General features: G+C 41.5%; 16 protein-coding genes. 2 read left to right on the top strand and 14 right to left on the bottom strand.

Going from position 1 to position 20,493, the window contains the following annotated elements; genetic code table 11:
• Positions 1–2: 2 nt before the first annotated feature.
• Both BHF68_RS04400 and BHF68_RS04395 read right to left on the bottom strand, forming a co-directional pair.
• Entirely contained in the window at positions 3–296 is a 294-nt protein-coding gene (locus BHF68_RS04400; protein WP_069642452.1) for an EscU/YscU/HrcU family type III secretion system export apparatus switch protein, read from the bottom strand.
• A complete protein-coding gene (locus BHF68_RS04395; RefSeq protein ID WP_069642451.1) occupies positions 293–3,115 on the bottom strand; it encodes a TP0910 N-terminal domain-containing protein in 2,823 nt (940 codons plus the stop codon). Before BHF68_RS04395 ends, BHF68_RS04400 begins: the two co-directional genes overlap by 4 nt.
• 230 nt (positions 3,116–3,345) lie before the next feature.
• Between BHF68_RS04395 and BHF68_RS04390 the strand changes: the two genes are divergently transcribed.
• Complete coding sequence (locus BHF68_RS04390; protein WP_176719874.1) at positions 3,346–3,903, top strand: beta-class carbonic anhydrase; 558 nt, start codon at positions 3,346–3,348, stop codon at positions 3,901–3,903.
• Positions 3,904–4,089: 186 nt separating this feature from the next.
• Here the strand turns inward: BHF68_RS04390 and argH are convergent, their stop codons facing one another.
• From argH to argF, 3 genes are all read right to left on the bottom strand, one after another.
• A complete protein-coding gene (gene argH, locus BHF68_RS04385; RefSeq protein ID WP_069642449.1) occupies positions 4,090–5,460 on the bottom strand; it encodes an argininosuccinate lyase in 1,371 nt (456 codons plus the stop codon).
• 172 nt (positions 5,461–5,632) lie between these two features.
• Positions 5,633–6,835, bottom strand: a complete 1,203-nt coding sequence (locus BHF68_RS04380; RefSeq protein ID WP_069642448.1) for an argininosuccinate synthase — start codon at positions 6,833–6,835, stop codon at positions 5,633–5,635.
• Positions 6,836–6,928: 93 nt separating this feature from the next.
• Entirely contained in the window at positions 6,929–7,864 is a 936-nt protein-coding gene (gene argF / locus BHF68_RS04375; protein WP_069642447.1) for an ornithine carbamoyltransferase, read from the bottom strand.
• A gap of 193 nt (positions 7,865–8,057) precedes the next feature.
• Here argF and BHF68_RS04370 point away from each other — a divergent pair, with 193 nt between their 5' ends.
• Positions 8,058–8,249, top strand: a complete 192-nt coding sequence (locus BHF68_RS04370; RefSeq protein ID WP_069642446.1) for a hypothetical protein — start codon at positions 8,058–8,060, stop codon at positions 8,247–8,249.
• Between the two features lie 137 nt (positions 8,250–8,386).
• Here the strand turns inward: BHF68_RS04370 and carB are convergent, their stop codons facing one another.
• The 9 genes from carB to BHF68_RS04325 form a co-directional block, all read right to left on the bottom strand.
• A complete protein-coding gene (carB, locus tag BHF68_RS04365; RefSeq protein WP_069642445.1) occupies positions 8,387–11,692 on the bottom strand; it encodes a carbamoyl-phosphate synthase (glutamine-hydrolyzing) large subunit in 3,306 nt (1,101 codons plus the stop codon).
• Positions 11,680–12,804 carry a glutamine-hydrolyzing carbamoyl-phosphate synthase small subunit gene (gene carA / locus BHF68_RS04360; protein WP_069642444.1) on the bottom strand — a complete coding sequence of 375 codons (1,125 nt, stop codon included), beginning with the start codon at positions 12,802–12,804 and terminating at the stop codon, positions 11,680–11,682. Before carA ends, carB begins: the two co-directional genes overlap by 13 nt.
• Positions 12,805–12,818: 14 nt before the next feature.
• The gene (locus BHF68_RS04355) at positions 12,819–14,048 is read right to left on the bottom strand and encodes an aspartate aminotransferase family protein (RefSeq protein WP_069642443.1); all 1,230 of its coding nucleotides are present in this window, start codon (positions 14,046–14,048) and stop codon (positions 12,819–12,821) included.
• A complete protein-coding gene (gene argB, locus BHF68_RS04350; RefSeq protein WP_084019210.1) occupies positions 14,048–14,914 on the bottom strand; it encodes an acetylglutamate kinase in 867 nt (288 codons plus the stop codon). The genes BHF68_RS04355 and argB overlap by 1 nt, the downstream gene beginning before the upstream one ends.
• Before the next feature lie 522 nt (positions 14,915–15,436).
• On the bottom strand, positions 15,437–16,645 hold the full coding sequence (gene argJ, locus BHF68_RS04345; RefSeq protein ID WP_069642442.1) for a bifunctional glutamate N-acetyltransferase/amino-acid acetyltransferase ArgJ: 1,209 nt from the start codon (positions 16,643–16,645) through the stop codon (positions 15,437–15,439).
• A gap of 95 nt (positions 16,646–16,740) precedes the next feature.
• Entirely contained in the window at positions 16,741–17,811 is a 1,071-nt protein-coding gene (argC, locus tag BHF68_RS04340) for an N-acetyl-gamma-glutamyl-phosphate reductase (protein WP_301553593.1), read from the bottom strand.
• A 304-nt stretch (positions 17,812–18,115) separates the two neighbouring features.
• Positions 18,116–18,538, bottom strand: a complete 423-nt coding sequence (locus BHF68_RS04335) for a c-type cytochrome (RefSeq protein ID WP_069642441.1) — start codon at positions 18,536–18,538, stop codon at positions 18,116–18,118.
• Positions 18,539–18,677: 139 nt separating this feature from the next.
• Positions 18,678–19,610 (bottom strand): transketolase family protein, encoded by a 933-nt coding sequence (locus tag BHF68_RS04330; RefSeq protein ID WP_069642440.1) that lies wholly within the window; start codon positions 19,608–19,610, stop codon positions 18,678–18,680.
• Positions 19,610–20,482 (bottom strand): transketolase, encoded by an 873-nt coding sequence (locus BHF68_RS04325; RefSeq protein ID WP_245669631.1) that lies wholly within the window; start codon positions 20,480–20,482, stop codon positions 19,610–19,612. Before BHF68_RS04325 ends, BHF68_RS04330 begins: the two co-directional genes overlap by 1 nt.
• Positions 20,483–20,493 lie beyond the last annotated feature (11 nt).

The raw sequence follows: 20,493 nt of genomic DNA, 5'->3' as shown, positions 1-20,493 counted from the left end.
ACTTAGGAGTTTTCTATTTCCTCTAGCATAATTAGTACTTCCGCTATAACGTGGTAAAGCTGCGGTGGGACGTTAGACCCTAAATCCATATCTATCAAATCTAGTACGAGAGAAGGATTTTCTTGCATTGGCACTTCATTATCTTTCGCTAAATCTAAAATGCGCTGGGCCACTGCCCCTTTCCCATGGGCAACGACTACTGGCTTATCATCTTCACCTTCTTTAAAACGTAGAGCGGCAGCCGACGGACCTTCAAGTTCTTTTTTCCGCTTTTGGTTAAAATGCTTTTGAATCATATCTTAAGGTCAAATCCTTTCTGTTTATATGTTCCACTGTCTACTTGCTTGCCGTTTTCATCCCCTGTCTTACTAGGGTTTGCCTGCTTTTCCTTTTCTTCTGTAAGCTTTGAAAATTTAACACCCATTATATGGTAACCCACCTCGTCTAGCTGTTCTTTAAAGCGTTCTATTAATGGGTCAAAAAATCTTTGTAAACCTGGGGTATCGTTTTTGACTGTGACTGATAGATTTCGATTAGTGGCCGAGATTTGAATACCGATTTCCCCTAGTTTTTTTGTTTCTAGTAAAAAGTATAAACTGCAATTCTCCCAATCAATTTTTTCTCGTTTGCCTTTTCCATTGATAAATACTTTCAGATTATTAATTTGCTCCTGAAAAGCCACTGGTAGCTGGAAAAACATCGATTGATTATTTGACTGTGAATCTCCTTTACTAAGCAATTGTTGTCCCGTTAGCTGGGCTAGGGTTTGCTCGGCGTTCTGCTGGCCTAAAGCTCTTTGAGCAACGTTTTGCTTTATAAGCTCCATAACGGCTGTTTTCAAGTTTTTTTGCTGTCCTGCTTCTCCCTGCAGGTGGTTTAATAATTGTTGCAATAGTTGCGGACTTCTATGTTTAGGGTCAATATGCCTTAGCACCTGCTCTGTTCGCTGCAATTGATCAGTTTGTTGTATATTTCGCTCTAGTTGCTCGAGCTTTTGCATTAATTGTTGCGGCATCCCTTGTCGTTCAGCATTGATAATTGAACGGTGTAGTTCTTGTAATAACGGCTGTACGTCAGTTCCCTGTCTTGTAGCCGTACTTATCTTTGTTAACATCTGCTGCATATTCGATAGAAATTGCTGCGAATTAGCCACTGGTTGTTGCTGCGTTGATTGCTGTTGAGTTTGTTGAGTAGCCGTATTCTGGGCAGGATTAGCTTGTAATTGCTGGGATTGTTGTGATTGCTGTGATTCCTGCCTTTGCACTAGACTTAACAGCTCCGTCATCTGTCTACCAACCGCTTGCTGCAGTTGATTGCGCTCTGCTAGGATTCTTGGATCAACATTAGTGTTGGTCGTCTGCTGCTTGAACTGATCCAACTGCCTTACATTCTGCTCTAATTGCGAAACCCTTTGCATTACATCCTGGGGAATCTCTTGTCGGCCTGCTCCAGTGATTGTTCGCTGTAATTCTTGTAATGATGTCTGTAAATCTCCTCCTGGAGTTACAGTGCTTTTATATAATGCCAGTTGGCTTAATAGTTGTACTTGTATTTGCGCTGCCGTCATATTATGGGCTGCTACCTGCTGCTGGGCTCCTGCCGGCGCTTGCATATTTGCTTGTGCACTTGCTATCCCTTGCCTTGGCTGATTTAGTGCTTGGATGATAGCGTCACGAATTACTGGGCGTTGTAGTAACTCTTGTGCTTCCCTAGTTAATTGCATTGTCGTAGCCTGTGCTGATTCAATATTCCTCGCTGTCGGCCAGGTGTTTGGAAGCTGGTTTGCTTGAGAATTTCCTTTAGTTCCTTTACCAGAAAGCTCTGCTACTAGCCTTTGAGCCGCTTCACTCTCGTGATTTAATCCTAATGAGCGCATGAAGTCAAAGACTTGTCGAGCTGACATTGTGTCTTTATCGACACCTAAGACATATTGATTAGCGCCTGCTGTATTAGATAAAAGCGTCTGTTGAGCAACTGTAAGTTGACGGTCACCAATAGCCGCCTGACGGTTTCCTATTTGTTTAAGTTGTTCTAGCTGTTGTTGCCCCTCCATAACGAAACGTTGCACTCTATCTGCAGATGGCTTCCATTTTAAATTGCTTATGGTGTCCTGTACCTGTTGGACTAATTTTAGAGCAGCTTGACGGTCACCCTTTGCTAGTAGTGCCCTCGCGGCTTCTAGGTCAGCAGTTGCCTTCATAAGTTTCTTCTCAGTTTTCATATCGGTGAAAAGAAACATATCGCTTTTTAAAATTGCCCGTTCAAGCATTTGAATCGTAGGTTCTATCATACGCTGAGCAGCTTGTTCCGCACCTCTTACACCTGTCTCCAGTGTACGAATAACATTATTAATATTTTTTGTGATATCTCTACGAAGATCACGGAATTCATTGCCGACTTCGGCCATCTTTTTTGTTACAACACTAATCAGAAAATCCTTCGTGTTGAGAGAAGTTAAGCTCTGAAGTAGCTCTTGATTGACATAGCCATCACGCTGCAGTTGCCCGAGTTCACTTCTTAAATTCTTAACTGCATCTGCTAGGTTGCTTCCATGAAGCGCTTCATGAATTGCCTGTAGGTGGACATTGCTAATGTTTAAATTTTTTCCAACAGCCGCCTGAAGTGTCGCTAGTTTATTATCTAGGCGATTCATTGCCTCTATCTGACTAGGATTTCCCGAACCCGCATCGAAACGTGTATCTAAAAAAGCCCGCACATGCTGCACTAATTCTTTAGATAATGGTGTTCCTGAATCAACGACTATACGCAGTGCTTGGCGTAAATCTGGCGATAATTTTTCGCCAAACTGACGGGCAATTTGTTGTATATCTGCATCAACTGAACCACGACCAGAAACACGTACACTGGCATCATCCATTGCACGTACCGTTACACCTTGTGCATCATTGCTGCGAACTTCTACTAACATCCGCTCACCTTGAGGCATTTTCCCTTCAAAGGTTGCGCGAATCTCCTGTCCTCTTACGGACACGATTGCTTCCCTATCTGAAATGCGTTCTTTCACATTAACTGATACTACTTGCCCTGGACGTAATTCCGCTCTGTTATCCTGAGCATTTCTACCGTTAGCTGCTATTTGACTTGTAATTTCCATGTTTGTTCACCAACGTTCTATCAAGAATCTATATTTAACTATTGTTATTTGTGAATTTTAATTACACTTGCTATAACATACTTATTATCGGATAAAATCAGGTAATCTTAATGCATTATTACTTGTTTTAAATGTCATGTGATAGTAAAATTTACATCAACAAACAATATGTTCGTGAACTGGTTGTTTTATAATTTCTACAATTTATAAAAGTTGGTGTTTGTATGCCTTTGATTAAAAAAATTTTAAACCACAACTTACAATTTACATCTGAGATAAATGCTAACCCTGTCGAGGAAGCAGTTAAGCCTTCTAAATACCCTAATCAGCAATTAGCAATAATAACATGTATGGACACACGCTTAATCGGCTATTTAGAATCAGCCATTGGAATTAGTTGTGGGCAGGCAAAAGTTATAAAAAATGCTGGTAATATCGTATCAGATCAATTTGGTGAGACAATAAAAAGTATAATTATTTCAATCTATGAGTTAGCAGTTAAAGAAATTATCATAATCGGTCACACTGATTGCGGTATGACTTCAATAACACCACATAGCTTGATTAACAAAATGCTTGCAAGAGGCATTACTGCAGACTCAATTGAATCGATACGCACTGATTTGACAAACTGGGTTGAATCTTTTCATAATCCTACAGACAACATACGGAAAGCTGTCTCGTTAATTAAAAACAATCCGTTTATTCCTAATGAAATTTTAGTACATGGGTTGTTGTTTAGTCTGGAGAAAGGTACAGTTGAGGTAATTATTCACGATAAAACCTAATCTTACAGAAAACTAGCTTTGCAGAAAACTAAACTTATAGAAAACTAATCTTATAGAAAACACTGCCTACAACGACAAAAAAACCGAATGGTCCATTTAGCATAACGCTTTGCTACCATCCAGTTAATAAATAACCTCTCAAAATATCATATTGAATTTTATATTGAAACTGCGCTCAATCCTATGTTAAAGCAGTGCCTTCGCCTTTTCAATTGCTGCTAATACCTGTGGCTTCGCTGTTCCTCCATGAACATTTCTAGCGTTCACTACGTTTATTGGATTAATAACTTCGTATACATCATCTTCAAACAGGTCTGAGAACTGCTTATACTCTTCCATTGTTAAATCTGGTAAAAACTTCTGATTCTGAATGCAGTACAATACAGTCTTGCCTATTACTTCATGGGCATCACGGAATGGTAACTGCTTGCGAACGAGATAATCTGCTAAATCAGTCGCATTGGCAAAATCTTGGTTAACCGTTCGCTTCAATACATCTTCGTTTAGCTTCATCGTTTCAATCATCGGGGCAAACAGCGTTAGCGACATCTTCAATGTATCTACAACATCAAACATACCCTCTTTATCCTCTTGTAAATCCTTGTTATATGCTAAAGGTAGGGATTTCATCACAGTTAACAATGACATTAAATGCCCATAAACTCGGCCTGTCTTGCCACGCACTAGCTCTGCTACATCTGGATTTTTCTTCTGTGGCATAATACTACTGCCCGTACAGAATGCATCATCTAGTTCAATAAATTGAAACTCTGTACTTGACCATAGCACAAGCTCTTCACAAAAGCGCGACATGTGCATCATTGTAATTGCCGAATCCGATAAAAACTCAAGGATATAGTCCCTATCACTTACAGCGTCAAGACTGTTCTCGTATATTTTTGAAAAACCTAATTGCTCTGCCACATATTCACGGTCAATCGGGAAGGTTGTCCCAGCCATTGCACCTGCCCCTAGTGGTAGCATATCGGCACGCTTTAGTGCATCCTGGAAGCGTTCAACATCGCGTTGGAACATCCAAAAGTACGCCATCATATGATGGGCAAATAATACTGGCTGCGCTCGCTGCAGGTGTGTATAACCTGGAATTACAGTATCAATATTAGCTTCCGCTTTATTCACTAAAACCTGCTGCAGGCCTTTAAGCAACTCAATAACCTCACGCATACGATTACATAGGTACAAATGCATATCTGTAGCAACCTGATCATTACGGCTACGTCCAGTGTGGAGTTTGCCACCTACAGACCCAACCTCTTCAATCAGTGCCTTTTCGATATTCATATGTACATCTTCATCAGCTACAGAAAACTCAAACTCACCCTTCTCAATACGCTGGCGGATTATAAATAAGCCCTCTTTAATTGTTTGTGCATCTTCTGCTGGAATAATCCCTTGTTTGCCAAGCATAGAAACGTGGGCAATACTGCCTTCAATATCTTCCATGGCAAGCTTTTGATCAAACATTACAGAAGCTGTGAACTCGTCAACTAGCTTATGGGTTGATTTTGTAAATCTTCCACCCCATAGTTTCATAATATGTTAACCCCTTTATATACTTAGTAGTATGAAACCTACCCACCCAAAAAAGGGCAGATAGGAATTCAATAGTAACTATTTTTAACTTGAAAATATTATTAACCATAACCATATTTGTAATATAACTTACGGTATTTATAGTGCTTAGATTTGTTAGCTTAATAATATTGCATTACTTGTCTTTTTTGTTTACTGTTGCGTATACCTTTGTTGGTAGGCCCCAAAGCGTTATAAAGCCAATTGCCGCATTATGGTCAAATGTATCCTCTGGCTTATACGTTGCTAGGTCATGGTTGTATAGGGATTTCTCAGATTTTCTACCTACTACAAATGATGATCCTTTGTGTAGCTTCACGCGAGCTGTTCCAGTTACGGTTTTTTGGCTTTCTTTTAGGAACCCGTCTAATGCATCTCTTAATGCAGAGAACCATAGTCCGTCATAAATTAATTGAGTATATTGCTTCTCAATAATTGGCTTAAATTGAATTACTTCCTTTGGCAATGTTAAAAATTCAATCTCCTTGTGGGCTTGGATTAATACCATTGCTGCTGGAGCTTCGTATACTTCCCTTGACTTGATACCAATAAGGCGGTTCTCAACGTGGTCTATACGACCAACACCATGCTTGCCTGCAATTGCATTTAATTTAGCAATCAGTTCATATAAAGGATATCTTTCGCCATTTAAAGCTACTGGAACGCCCGCTTCGAAATCAATCTCAATATATTCAGCTTCGTCTGGAGTTTCACTGATTTGGTTCGTCCAGTCAAACGCTCCTTCTGGTGCCTCTGCCCATGGATCCTCTAACACTCCACACTCACAGCTACGCCCCCAAAGATTTTCATCAATACTGTAAGGGTTTTCTTTAGTTATTGGTACTGGAATTCCTCTTTCTTGAGCGTATTGAATCTGCTCATCACGAGACATTGCCCATTCACGAACTGGTGCAATAATTTTCAAATCTGGATTTAACGCTGTTACTGATACGTCAAAACGAACCTGGTCGTTTCCTTTTCCAGTACAACCGTGTGCTACCGCTGTAGCTCCTTCTTTTTCAGCAATTTCTACTAACTTCTTGGAAATTAACGGACGGGATAGTGCCGCTGATAATGGGTATTTTGATTCGTATAATGCATTTGCTTGTAGTGCTGGTAAAGCAAACTCGTTAGCAAACTCTTCACGAGCATCAAGCACATAAGACTCAACAGCGCCAATAGTAAGCGCCTTTTCCTTAACAAAATCTAAATTCTTACCTTCTCCTACATCCAAAGCAACTGCTACAACATCATAATCGTACTTTTCTTGAAGCCACTTAATAGCTACTGAAGTATCTAAACCACCAGAATAAGCTAAAATAATTTTTTCTTTACCCATAACGAACTTCCTTTCATATTTGGATTACCTGTAATTTTTAGTATATATGTAACGATACATATCGTACACTTTTTACGCCCGTTATGCAATATATTAGTCTGCCATACAAGCAACTAAAATTGCCTTTTGGGCATGCATGCGATTTTCCGCCTCATCAAAGATTACCGAATGCTTACCGTCAATAATTTCTGCTGATACTTCTTCGCCTCGATGGGCTGGTAGGCAATGTAAGAAGATAAAGTCAGATTTAGCGTGGCTACACAATTCCTCGTTTACTTGGAAGCCTGTAAACTTCTGTACGCGCTCATCCTGCTCAGCTTCTTGGCCCATACTCGCCCACACATCAGTATAAATGACATCTGCGTCCTTAACTGCTTCTACTGGGTCATTCGTAATAACTACGGTTGAACCTTGCTCATTAGCAAATCCTTCAGCCTGAGCTACAATATCTGCGTCTGGCTCATAGCCAACTGGCGAAGCAATCGCCACGTCCATACCCACCTTCGCACTACCGATTAGTATCGAATGGGCTACATTGTTTCCATCACCGATATAGGCTATTTTCAAACCTTTGAGCTTACCTTTATGCTCCTGTATTGTTAGCATATCGGCCATCATCTGGCATGGGTGATATGAGTCTGTCAGTCCATTAATCACTGGGATATCTGCGTGTTCCGCCAGTTCCTCAACCTGCTCATGACCATGGGCCCGAATCATAATTCCATCTAAATATCTTGATAAAACCTTAGCTGTATCGTATATTGTTTCGCCACGACCTAGTTGAAGATCATTGTTGCTTAAAAACAACGGATGACCACCAAGCTGCAGCATCCCCACCTCGAAGGATACCCTAGTTCTTGTTGAAGATTTTTGAAAAATCATACCTAATGTTTTGCCTGCAAGTGGCTTGACTGGTCCCTTTCCTGCCTTCATATCAGCTGCAAGCTCTAACAACGCTAATATTTCTTCCGTTGAAAAATCAGCTAGTTTAAGAAAATCCTTACCTTTTAGGGCGCTTAATATGTTCATGTTCAATTCATGCACCTCGTTTCAAAGTTTGTGTTGCGTTTATTTAAAAGAAAAGATTGATTGTAAGTATATCAGCGAATAGTTGACTCGGCATCAATTCGCTCACTATAGTCTCCAGCATTAAGTATTGCTATGGCTCAAAGCTGGCAAAGCTCCAAACTCGCCTGTTCGGCTCAAACAGGTGGAGCTTAACTTGCCAGCTCATCGCCTAGCACTACTAAATGCTTGCGCCAAAGTTCGCTCATCGACACCGAGCCAACTATTCTGTAGCTACATAAACATAACAGTTACACATGATTGCATATTCATCAACTTAGCGTTACCGAGTGCTTGGGATGGGTTCGACGGAGCAAACTTTGCTGGAGACTTTGCTAATAGTACTTAGTGAAGGTTTCCGATGCAAGCTTCACCTGTCTGAGACGAAGTCGAGTTTGAAGCTATCGGAAGTCGAGCTTAGTACTATCAAAGTCGCAAGCCTTGTGAGTGAGTTGAACCCGTTCCAAGCACGTCACCAATACATCATTATTTAATCTGCTGCAAGAACTCCCCACCGAGAAATTCCTCCAGCGTGAATGGCAAGTATTTATCCTGCTCTTCAATACTTTGGCATAGTGCTTCTGCTGTATCTAGGGCAGTTAGACAACCAACTCCAAATTCTACAGCTAACCTTCTTAGCTTAAAGCCTTGACGATTTGGGTCTTTTCCTAGTGTAGGGATGTTTAATACAAGATTAATTTCTTTTCGACGGAACATTTCCCGTATTTGCACATGCTGCCAAGGAACTTCCTGCACCTCCAGCCCAGCTTCTGCAAGTGCCTTAGCCGTTGTCGGAGTAGCATAGAGTTTGAAGCCTAATGCAGCAAATTTCTTAATCAGCTCGATTCCAGCCTCTTTTTCACGATTTGTAATAGAGCATAATAGCCCTGGCTGCTGAGATTCTGCAGCTTCACGAATATGTCCTGTGGCAAATACTTTTCCAAGACCTCCGACAAAGTTTCGGGCTATACCTAAAACCTCACCAGTGGATTTCATCTCAGGCCCTAGGGAAATGTCTACGTTACTCATCTTTTCAAAGGAGAATATTGGTGCTTTCACGGCGACAAAATCACGGTTTGGAATTAAGCCGCTTTCATAGCCCATAGCTTTTAGTGACTCTCCTAGTCCTACCCTAGTTGCCATTTGCACAAGTGGTGTATCAGTAATCTTACTTATAATTGGTACTGTTCGTGATGCTCTTGGGTTTACCTCAAGCACGTAGACAACCTCATCAACGACTACGTATTGGATATTAATTAGGCCACGGACTTTCATTTCCCGGGCAATATTTGTCGTATGCTGTATTAATGTGTCTAGTACCTGCTGGCTTACATTCTGCGGCGGATAGACTGCCATACTATCTCCTGAGTGTACTCCTGCTCGCTCGATGTGTTCAAAAATTCCTGGAATTAGTACAACTTCATCATCAGCTACGGCATCAACTTCCACTTCCTTGCCTGGTAAGTATTGATCAAGCAGTACAGGTCGTCCTGGAGAAACATCAACTGCTTCTTCGAGGTAGCGCTCTAGCTCTGATTGCTCATGAATCACCTGCATTGCACGCCCACCGATAACATATGACGGTCGCACCATCAATGGGTAGCCGATATCTGCAGCAACCTTTAGTGCTTCCTCCACGTTTTCTGCCATTGCACCTATTGTCTGCGGTATATTAAGACGGTCTAGGAGCTTGCGGAACTTATCACGGTCTTCAGCTAGGTCAATACCTTCTACGGAAGTTCCGAGAATTTCTATACCATACTCAACAAGCCCATGGACGAGATTAATCGCTGTTTGACCACCAAACTGTACGAAGGCGCCTTTAATTTGTTCTTTCTCTGCAATATTTAATACATCTTCTAAAGTTAATGGTTCAAAATACAGACGATCGGCGACATTGAAATCGGTACTCACTGTTTCAGGATTGTTATTGATGATAACAGCTTCATAGCCTGCTTCTTTTAAAGCCCAAATTGCATGGACCGAACAGTAGTCGAACTCAATCCCTTGACCTATCCTAATTGGACCTGACCCGATGACGAGGATTTTTTCCTTATCAGTCTGCTCTACTTCATCTTCTCCAGTATAGGTTGAGTAGTAGTACGGTGTTGTCGCCGGAAATTCTGCAGCACATGTATCTACTAACTTATAAGCTGGTAAAACCTTAAGTTGTTTACGTTTACGACGTACATCAAGTTCAGAAATCCACCGTTGTTCGTATTTGCTTTTGTTGCTAAAGCTTATGCTTTCATCTGTACTCGTCCTTGCCTTTATACCTTCATTTAATAAATCTGCAATATAGGCATCGGAAAATCCAACCTTCTTCCATGTACGCATTTTTTCAGCTGAGACAAAATCTAGCTTCGACTTTTTAACCTCATCCTCCCAGTGTACGATGTTTAATATTTTCTCTGTAAAAAATGGATCGATTTCTGTCAGGGCGCGAACCTTATTAACAGTCATTCCCTTTCGCAATGCTTCAGCTAGTACAAATAAGCGTAGGTCATCAGGTTCTTGACTGAGCTTTTCCGTTAGCTGTTCCAGGGTCCAATCAGCAAACTTTGGATGACGTAGGGTTTGCACCTTTAACTCTAATGAACGAACAGCCTTTAAAAGTGCCCCTTCAATTGTGCGCGCAATCGACATGACTTCCCCTGTTGCTTTCATCTGTGTACCTAGCGTACGATTAGCCTCTGGAAATTTATCAAATGGCCAGCGCGGTATTTTCACTACTACATAATCTAATGCTGGTTCAAAACTAGCATATGTTAATCCTGTAACAGGATTTAGAATTTCGTCTAAGTGTAAGCCAATGGCAATTTTTGCAGCTACTTTGGCTATTGGGTAGCCTGTCGCCTTAGAAGCTAGAGCACTAGAGCGACTTACACGAGGATTTACTTCGATTACACAATATTCAAAGCTAAAAGGATTTAAGGCAAGCTGGACATTACAGCCACCTTCAATTTTTAGGGCTCGAATAATGTCTAAGGAAGCTGTCCGTAATAGCTGGTATTCACAGTCTGTTAGGGTCTGTGAAGGTGCGATAACGATACTATCACCTGTATGCACGCCAACTGGATCAAGATTTTCCATATTACAAATGGTTATGCAGGTGTCGTTCGAGTCCCTCATAACCTCGTACTCGATTTCCTTCCAGCCCTTGATACTCTTTTCTATTAAAACTTGGCCGATAGGACTCTGCGATAAGCCACGGCTGACAACCTCCCGTAGCTGTTCATGGTCATCGACAATACCACCACCAGAGCCTCCTAATGTATACGCTGGGCGAATAATTAATGGGAATCCAACACGGGCTGCAAACTGCTCCGCCTCTACTAAATTATCTATTATTTCACTTTCTGGTATCGGCTGTCCAATTTCTAGCATCAACGTACGGAATAAGTCTCTATCCTCGGCCTTTTGAATTGCTTCCAAGGAAGTTCCTAAAAGCTTTACGTTGTATTCATCTAATATTCCTGCTTCCGAGAGCTTCACTGCAAGGTTGAGACCCGTCTGCCCACCTAGTGTAGGTAAAAGACCATCAGGACGCTCACGGGCAATAATTTGTTTCAGCGAACGAACGGTCAGAGGCTCGATATAAATCTTGTCGGCAATTCCTTGATCCGTCATAATTGTTGCAGGGTTGCTATTTACAAGCACAACCTCAATGCCCTCTTCTTTTAATGCGTTACAGGCCTGCGTGCCTGCATAGTCGAACTCCGCAGCTTGCCCGATGATTATCGGACCTGATCCAATTACAAGTACCTTTCTAATCGATTCTATTCTTGGCAAGCCGCTTCACACCTTTCTTTATGGGTATTAATCATATTTATAAATTCACCGAAGAAATACAGGGAGTCCTTAGGTCCTGGACACGCTTCCGGATGGTATTGCACACTGAATATCGGCAAAGAATTGTGCTCGATTCCTTCAACGGTCCCGTCGTTTACGTTGATGTGGGTGACTTCCATATCTGTTCCTTTAAGTGACTCTGGTTCAACAATATAGCCATGGTTTTGTGAGGTGATATACACCTTTCCGTTTCTTAAATCTTTCACTGGATGATTGCTACCACGATGTCCGTAGCGCATCTTTTTCGTTTTAGCTCCAAAGGCTAACGCTAGCATCTGATGTCCAAAGCAGATTCCCATCGTCGGGAACGCTTCCGCCACCCGCCTTAACTCGGGCGTTATTGCTACAATATCCATTGGATCCCCTGGTCCATTGGAGAACAAAATACCATCAGGATTTAATTTAGCTACTTCGTCAAGGGAGGTGTTGAACGGAACAATCGTGACTTTGCAGCCAATGACATGTAAGGAGCGAATCATATTTTGCTTGAATCCAAAGTCATAAATTACAATATGATGAGTTGGTTTCTTTACATTAGCTGGATCAAAAGTGGCGCGTATTTTCCTCGATACACGGGCTACTAAATCCTTCGATATATCTGGAAACTCTAGGTCATCAACAACTATCTCCTGATAAGGATTCTTCACCTGCTCCTCTGGAACAATATGACCCTTCATAGTGCCATTTTCACGGATTATCCGTACTAACTGTCGAGTATCAATATCAGACAGGCCAACAACACCTTGGGACTTCAAATACTCATCAATTGTAAATGAACTGCGGAAATTACTCGGTGTAGGACACATTTCCCCAATGATAAAGCCTGCAACATGGGAACGATACGATTCATGATCATCAACATTTATCCCATAATTCCCAATTAGCGGGTAGGTCATAATTACAATTTGACCTGCATACGAAGGGTCAGTAAGTACCTCCTGGTAACCAGTCATACCCGTATTAAAGACGACCTCTCCGTACGTATTGCTAAGATTTCCAATTAGATTGCCTTCAAAAACATCTCCGTTTTCAAGTACAAGTAGTCCTTTCATCATATACCCCCATCCTAGCTCTCACTGTTTTTGTCCGTAAATTCCCCTAAAACTTCACGAATGATAGTAAACGCCTTCTCAATTTCTTGTGGACTGACATTAAAAGGCGGTAACAATCGTAGGGTATTATCACCAGCTGGTGTAATTAAAAGACCCTTTACTCTACATTTCACGATTACGTCCATTACAGGAATTGCTTCGTCTAATTGCACGCCCCGTAGCAACCCCAGTCCCCTGGATTCTATAATTAAGTCTGGATATTGGTTTTTCAATAACTTAAGTCGTTGCTCTACATCTATGACATTAGCTTGAAACTGCTCTTGCACCTCTTGCCTTTGTAATTCCGAAATTATCGTGTTTGCCGCTGCTGTTACTAGTGGATTTCCGCCAAATGTCGAAGCATGAGTCCCTGGAACAAAGGCTTTGGCAACCTCATCCTTAGCCACACAAGCACCTATAGGTACTCCACCACCTAATCCTTTAGCAAGGGTATAGATGTCTGGTTGGAAATCAAACTGCTGCCACGCAAACATAGTGCCTGTTCTGCCGATTCCCGTCTGGACTTCATCTACGATTAACAAAATGTTATGCTTTTCTGCCAGTTCCTTTAATTCTTGTAAGAAGTCGCGGTCAATAACGTGAACGCCACCCTCGCCTTGAATTAGTTCAAACATTATTGCTGCAGTGTTATCGGTAATTGCTTGTTTTACCGCGTTGATGTCATTTAACGGACAATATTTAAACCCATCAGGTAACGGCAAAAATCCTTCCTGATACTTCGGCTGAGCCGTTGCTGTTATCGTCGTTAATGTCCGTCCATGAAAGGACTTCTGAAATGTAATAATTTCGTATCGGTTTTCATGTCGTATTTTTTGATGATAGCGTCTTGCTAATTTAATTGCCGCTTCATTCGCTTCAGCACCACTATTTGCAAAAAACACCTTCCCATAGCCTGCTTCCTCAACTAGAGCATCTGCTAGTTGCTCCTGATTCGGGATTGCAAACAAGTTTGATACATGAATTAGCTTTTCTGCCTGTGCTTGAATCGCTTTTACCATTGGTGGATAGCTATGTCCAAATTGATTAACAGCAATTCCTGATGTGAAATCAAGATATTCCTTTCCATCAACATCCCAAAGGTAGCTCCCTTCACCACGGTCTACCGTAATCGGCCAACGATTGTATGTGGTCATTAGGTTGCTCTGTTTCTCAACTTGCTGTTCGTTTACTTCAGTAGAACTCATTAAACATCGTCCTCCTTTGTAACCATTGTGCCAACCCCTGTATCTGTTAACAATTCTAGTAGTAATACATGCTCCTGGCGACCATCGACAATGTGTGTTCGTTGTACTCCCCTACTTAAAGCCTCTAAGCATGCCTGGACTTTAGGTACCATCCCGCCATGGATTTGCCCGCTGGCAATGTATTCTGCAATTTTTTTTGCGCCTATAGCGGAGATTGTCTGCTTCTCACCGTTTTCTTCAACATAAAGCCCTGCAACATTTGTTGAAAGCACAAGCTTCTCAGCATTTAGAGCACCCGCAACAACAGCAGCTACGGTGTCTGCGTTAATATTGTAGCGTTGACCCTGATGGTCTACACCTAGAGGTGATATTACTGGTATATACCCCTGTTCGATTAAGCCGCGTAACAGCGTACAATTTACTTCTTTAATTTCACCAACATAACCTAAATCAACATCCTTTGATTGCTTTTTCTCGGCTAGTAATAATTTGCCATCAATACCACTTAAGCCGATGGCGTTTCCTCCATAGGACTGGATTTGCGAGACAATCTGTTTATTTATTTTTCCTACTAGTACCATACTGGCAGCGTCTAAAACCGTATGGTCTGTTACCCGTAGGCCGTTCACAAACTGTACCTGGGAGCCCATAGATTCTAAAAGTGCTGTGATTTCTGGACCACCGCCATGGACAACCACTGGGTGGATGTTAACTTGCTTCATCATTACTAAGTCTTGAAAGAACGAGGTTGAGTCCTCATTCCTTGTGCTGCCGCCGTATTTGACGACAACGATCTTGCCTGAAAATTTCTGTATATATGGTAGTGCTTCTACCAATATTTGCGCTCTATGCAAAACGGCATTCATTCCGTAGACCTCCATTTTTCTAAATTGCTTCCTTTCTAGTGGTTGTTCAGAAAATCTTGTAAGTAGATTAGCGGAACTTGTAAGTAAATCAGCGAATATGTGACGTAGTATCAATTCGCTCACTATAGCCTCCAGCTTCTGTATTGCTAAAGCTCGGATTGGCTGACTCCACAACTCCCTCTGGTCAGACACGTGGAGCCTTTAGCCAATCCTTCGCTAAGCACTACTAGAAGCTTCCGCCAAAGTTCGCTCATCGACACCACGCCACATATTCTGAAGATACACCACGTCACCTACAACAAAAGTGATGCAGCTTAGCTGTAGTGCTTGGAATGGGTTTGGCGGAACGATCATTGTTGGAGACTTTGCTAATCGTACTTAGCGAAGATTTCCTATGTCGCGCTTCACCTGTTTGACCGAAGGGAGTTTGAAGCGATAGGAAATCAAGCTTTAGTACGATCAAAGTCGCAAACCTAGTGAGTGAGCTAAACCCGTTTCGAGCACTACTACTCACACTTTTATCTAGGTTCGATAGCTCGCATTAATTCTTACATAGTCATAGGTTAAGTCGCAGCCCCATGCGCGAGCCTGTGCCTCTCCTTGGTGCAGATTGATTTCTATCGGAATCAGTTCCTCCTGCATTCTTGCCTGTACGGCTTCTTCATCAAAGTCTACGCCCATACCATTTTGGAAAATAAGTGTCCCCATCAGGTACACGTCTATTTTATCTGGGTTAAATTGAGCGCCGCTATAGCCAGCCGCAGCTACAATTCTACCCCAGTTCGCATCTGCTCCAAAAATTGCTGATTTCACTAAAGAGCTTCCTATAACCGATTTCGCAATCATCGCCGCTTCTTCAAAGCTAGCACCATTGGTAACAGTAACTTCAATAAGCTTCGTCGCTCCTTCGCCATCTCGGGCAATTGCCTTCGCCAAGTATTCAGATACATGGGTAAAAGCACTAACAAATTTATTCCACTCTGGATGTGACTCATCTATGTTCACCCCAGATTGACCGTTCGCCATGACTACAACCATATCATTTGTACTTGTATCACCATCAACTGTTATCATGTTAAATGTCTGGTCAGTTGCCGTTGCAAGTAGCTTCTGCAGCACTTCATGCTCAATACCAGCGTCTGTAGTAATAAATCCAAGCATTGTTGCCATATTCGGATGAATCATTCCTGAGCCTTTTGCCGATCCAGCAATTGAAACTGTATTACCTGCAATTTCAACTTGAACTGCGATATTTTTCTCTATCAAGTCAGTCGTTAAAATACTCTCACTAAAGGCTGGACCTCCGTTTTCTGATAAATCGGCAAGTGCCATTTCAATACCCTTTTCCACACAATCCATCGGTAGCTGTTGTCCAATAACTCCTGTAGATGCTACACCCACTAGTTCATTAGGGATATCTAGACCTGTCGCCACAAGCTCTTGCATTTTGCGGGCGTTTTTGTCTCCTTCGACTCCTGTACAAGCATTGGCGTTACCGCTATTTACTACTAGGGCCTGCAGCTGCTTTGATTTTAAAATTGACTCCTTTGTCAGCTTTAATGGTGCTGCCTGGACAACATTTAATGTATAAACTCCTGCTGCATTTGCAGGGTTTGTTGAATACAATATTCCTAAATCATTACGTTTACGCTTAATTCCTGCGTAAACTCCCTGTGCCTTAAATCCTTTTGGTGTTGTTATTGTGCCACCATCTACTATTTTAAAATCCATTTTTATACACTCCTATCTTGCATCATGTTAAGCGATGATTGCATAAATATTCATTTTATACAGTATTATTATTCATTTATTTATTTATTAATTTGCTATGGGATAAGCGGTATATTGTCAATGCCAGTTGCTTCATCCCAGCCGTACATTACGTTCATATTCTGTATCGCCTGCCCAGCAGCGCCTTTGACCATGTTATCTATAGCAGATACAACTATTACACGCTCAGTTCGCTCTTCAACATATACCCCGATATTACAAAAGTTAGTACCGTATACAAATTTAGTCTTTGGAAAATCGCCAGATTTATGAATACGGACGAATTTTTCTTTTTCATAAAAGCCTTGGTAAAATTCCTGTAGTGAGTCGCTTGTTAAGTTCATTTCTCTAGCTTTATCCGTTAACTGACCATACATTGTGCTTAAGATTCCACGTGTCATTGGCACAAGGTGTGGTGTAAATGTTGTTAATACATCTTTGCCTGTTACGTCAGCTAGAAACTGTTCGATTTCTGGAGTGTGCTGATGGGCGCCGATTTTATATGCATGAATACTCTCCTGTACTTCTGAAAACAGTGTGCCCACTGCCGCTCCCCTACCTGCACCTGATGTTCCTGACTTCGCATCTATAATAATGCCCTTTGCTTCTATTAAATCGTGTAACAGTAGCGGCGCTAAGCCTAGGGCTACGCTCGTTGGATAGCAGCCAGGATTGGATACAAAGCTTGCCTTTGCCACATCTGCGCGATTAAACTCCGTCAAACCATATACTCCTTGGCTTTGGCTTCGTCGGTCTGGCGCCTGCTTCTTATACCACTGTTCGTGAATCGATGCATCACGTATACGGAAGTCTCCAGCTAGATCTATAACTTTTAAATCTTTTTCAAGCAGGTTAGGCACTAATGAACTACTGATTCCCGATGGCAGACTAAGGAATACCAGCTCTACCTTTTCTGCAATCACATCGGCATTTATCTCCTGTAGCTGTGTATCACTGACATATTCAAGCTGCCCTTGTAAGTGAGGATATACATCTGCAATATCTAAGCCAGCCTGAGAGTGTGAGCCTAGATATGCAACTTCTATATAAGGGTGATTTTTCAGCCAGCGCAGTAGTTCAATTCCTCCGTAGCCTGTAACACCAATAATTCCGACCTTTATTTTCATTTGAATTCCCCCTAAACTTGTATTAAAGCAAACTATATAACATGTATAAGATAATTCAATATAACCTACGTTAACTTTTAAACTATCACTAGACATACTTATCATTATCTTTTACTCTATCACGTCTTATTATCGTTTTAAAATTTCTTGACGTAATTATTAAAAAGCAAAGTAATTATTGCAACATTATACATATTAATGAATATTTTTTCAATGGGTTTTTATGAATTAATTTAAAAAACTCCCGCCATTTAAACGGGAGATAATTCTGTCATCTATTTAGTTACCTATTCTGTTATCTATTTTATTTATCTATTTCTATTAGCCATTCTGCAACTGCCCTAGCTTCGTCACCTTGGAGGAATCCACCTGTCATGTCTCCCCTTCCGTCAATGATTATTGTATACACTTGATCTGCTGTATATTTTTTCGCTGTGTTTAGTAATGGCGGGTTTTGCAAACGCCCTTCTAATTGTTCGCCATGGCATAGGGCACAGGATTGATTATACCAACGCTTAGCGTTCATCCTTTGTTGTTCTATCTCAGCAGTAGATTGTTCCTTACTTTCCTCCACATTTTCACTGCTAGCCTCTGTATTCGTTCGATCCCCGATAAAAGGACTGCCTGTACACATGCTTAAAATTATGGCTAAGGATACAATGGTGACACTTATTCCTAACCACATCCAATGCTTCTTATCAATTTTAACAACTTTAAACTGCTTCAAACTTGTCCACCCCCATATTAATAGCAAGCTTACGAATATACATTTAGTATAGTAAAAATAAAACCACCCTTCGAATATATAATCATATATATGCAAAGGGTGGGACAGGTATTCATGTTAATCGGACAAGTATTATTGCTTATTTTTTATGTAAAGACTTTACTGCTTCTACTAGTTTATCTACGGTTAAACCATATTTCTCAAGTAGTGCGTCAGGTGTCCCTGACTCGCCGAATGTGTCTTCAACGCCTACGCGTTTCATTTTCACTGGATGATTTTCTGCTACTACTTCTGCAACAGCACTGCCTAGTCCACCAATTATATTATGCTCTTCTGCGGTTACTATAGCGTTTGTTTCCATAGCTGCTTGGATAATAATATCTTTGTCAATTGGCTTAATTGTAGAGATGTTAATAACGCGAGCAGAGATTCCTTCTTCTTGAAGTTTTTCACTCGCTTCAATCGCTTTACTAACCATTAGACCAGTAGCAACGATTGTTACATCTTTACCAGGGCGTAGCATATGACCCTTACCAATTTCAAATTTATAATTCTCGTCAAAGATTACAGGTACTCCTGGGCGACCCAGTCTTATGTACATTGGACCGTCAAACTCAACTGCCTTTTCTATAACCTGTCTTGTCTCTTCTGCATCAGCAGGAACGACTACGGTCATATTAGGCACAGCACGCATCAATGCTACATCTTCAATTGCTTGGTGGGATCCACCATCTTCACCTACAGTTAAACCAGCATGTGTTGCCGCGATTTTTACATTGAGCTTTGGATAAGCAATGGAGTTACGTACCTGATCCATCACGCGTGCAGTTGCAAACACGGCAAATGTACTTGCAAAAGGAATCTTACCTGCTGCTGCAAAACCAGCAGCCGTACCCATCATGCCCTGCTCTGCGATTCCCATATCGAAGAAACGCTCTGGAAATGCTGCCGCAAAATCTGCAGTCTTAGTTGACTTCGATAAGTCAGCATCTAATACTACGACATTTGGATTTTTCTTACCTACTTCTACTAACGCCTTACCATAGGCATCTCTAGTTGCTATTTTGGTCATTACTCAGCACCTCCTGCATCCACTATGTCACATAAATCTGCTAATGCGCGGTCAAGCTGTTCTTGGCTTGGAGCGTTTCCATGCCAGCCAACCTGATTCTCCATATATGATACGCCTTTACCCTTTAAAGTCTGAGCAATTATAATTGTCGGCTTGTCTTTAATTGTTTTTGCTTCTTGTACCGCCGCATGTATCTCTTCAAAGCAATGTCCATTGATTTCAATTGTGTGCCAATTAAACGACTGCCACTTTGCAGCCACATCGCCTAGGGCCATTACTTCTTCTGTAGGACCATCAATTTGAAGACCATTGTAATCAAGGAAGGCCGTTACGTTATCAAGCTTATAATGGGCCGCTGCCATCGCACTTTCCCATATCATGCCCTCTTGGATTTCACCATCGCCCATCATTACAAATACACGATAGTCCATCTTATCTAGCTTGCCAGCTAAGGCCATACCGTTAGCTGCCGCTAAGCCTTGTCCTAAGGAGCCTGTGCTCATATCAACACCAGGAATACCCTTCATCTCTGGATGCCCTTGTAGCATTGCGCCAATTTTACGGAAGTTCTCTAGTTCTGCACGTGGAAAGTAGCCTTTCTCAGCTAATGCGCCGTACAAGACTGGTGACGCATGCCCTTTACTTAATACAAAGCGGTCTCTGTCTGGATTCTTAGGGTTTTTCGGATCGACATTCATTTCCTGAAAATAAAGGTAAGCTAAGATATCTGCTGCAGATAATGATCCCCCTGGATGTCCTGACTTTGCCTGACAGGTCATAATGCAAATGTCTTGACGAATGCGCTGTGCTTTTTCTTTCAACATGCATAGCTGTTCCGTCGTTAATTGTACTTCTGGTAATACTCTAGCCATATTCATTAACC

Origin of the sequence: Desulfuribacillus alkaliarsenatis, assembly GCF_001730225.1 — a bacterium.
Lineage (GTDB): Bacteria > Bacillota > Bacilli > Desulfuribacillales > Desulfuribacillaceae > Desulfuribacillus > Desulfuribacillus alkaliarsenatis.
Note: the sequence above shows the minus strand (reverse complement) of the source record. Positions and strands in the feature narration are given on the sequence as shown.

Excerpts from the sequence above, each read along its gene's own strand:
- BHF68_RS04400 (WP_069642452.1), bottom strand. The coding sequence starts at position 296 with ATGATTCAAAAGCATTTTAACCAAAAGCGGAAAAAAGAACTTGAAGGT.
- BHF68_RS04395 (WP_069642451.1), bottom strand. The coding sequence starts at position 3,115 with ATGGAAATTACAAGTCAAATAGCAGCTAACGGTAGAAATGCTCAGGAT.
- BHF68_RS04380 (WP_069642448.1), bottom strand. The coding sequence starts at position 6,835 with ATGGGTAAAGAAAAAATTATTTTAGCTTATTCTGGTGGTTTAGATACT.
- argF (WP_069642447.1), bottom strand. The coding sequence starts at position 7,864 with ATGAACATATTAAGCGCCCTAAAAGGTAAGGATTTTCTTAAACTAGCT.
- carA (WP_069642444.1), bottom strand. The coding sequence starts at position 12,804 with ATGAAAGGACTACTTGTACTTGAAAACGGAGATGTTTTTGAAGGCAAT.
- BHF68_RS04355 (WP_069642443.1), bottom strand. The coding sequence starts at position 14,048 with ATGAGTTCTACTGAAGTAAACGAACAGCAAGTTGAGAAACAGAGCAAC.
- argB (WP_084019210.1), bottom strand. The coding sequence starts at position 14,914 with ATGAATGCCGTTTTGCATAGAGCGCAAATATTGGTAGAAGCACTACCA.
- argJ (WP_069642442.1), bottom strand. The coding sequence starts at position 16,645 with ATGGATTTTAAAATAGTAGATGGTGGCACAATAACAACACCAAAAGGA.
- argC (WP_301553593.1), bottom strand. The coding sequence starts at position 17,811 with ATGAAAATAAAGGTCGGAATTATTGGTGTTACAGGCTACGGAGGAATT.
- BHF68_RS04330 (WP_069642440.1), bottom strand. The coding sequence starts at position 19,610 with ATGACCAAAATAGCAACTAGAGATGCCTATGGTAAGGCGTTAGTAGAA.
- BHF68_RS04325 (WP_245669631.1), bottom strand. The coding sequence starts at position 20,482 with ATGGCTAGAGTATTACCAGAAGTACAATTAACGACGGAACAGCTATGC.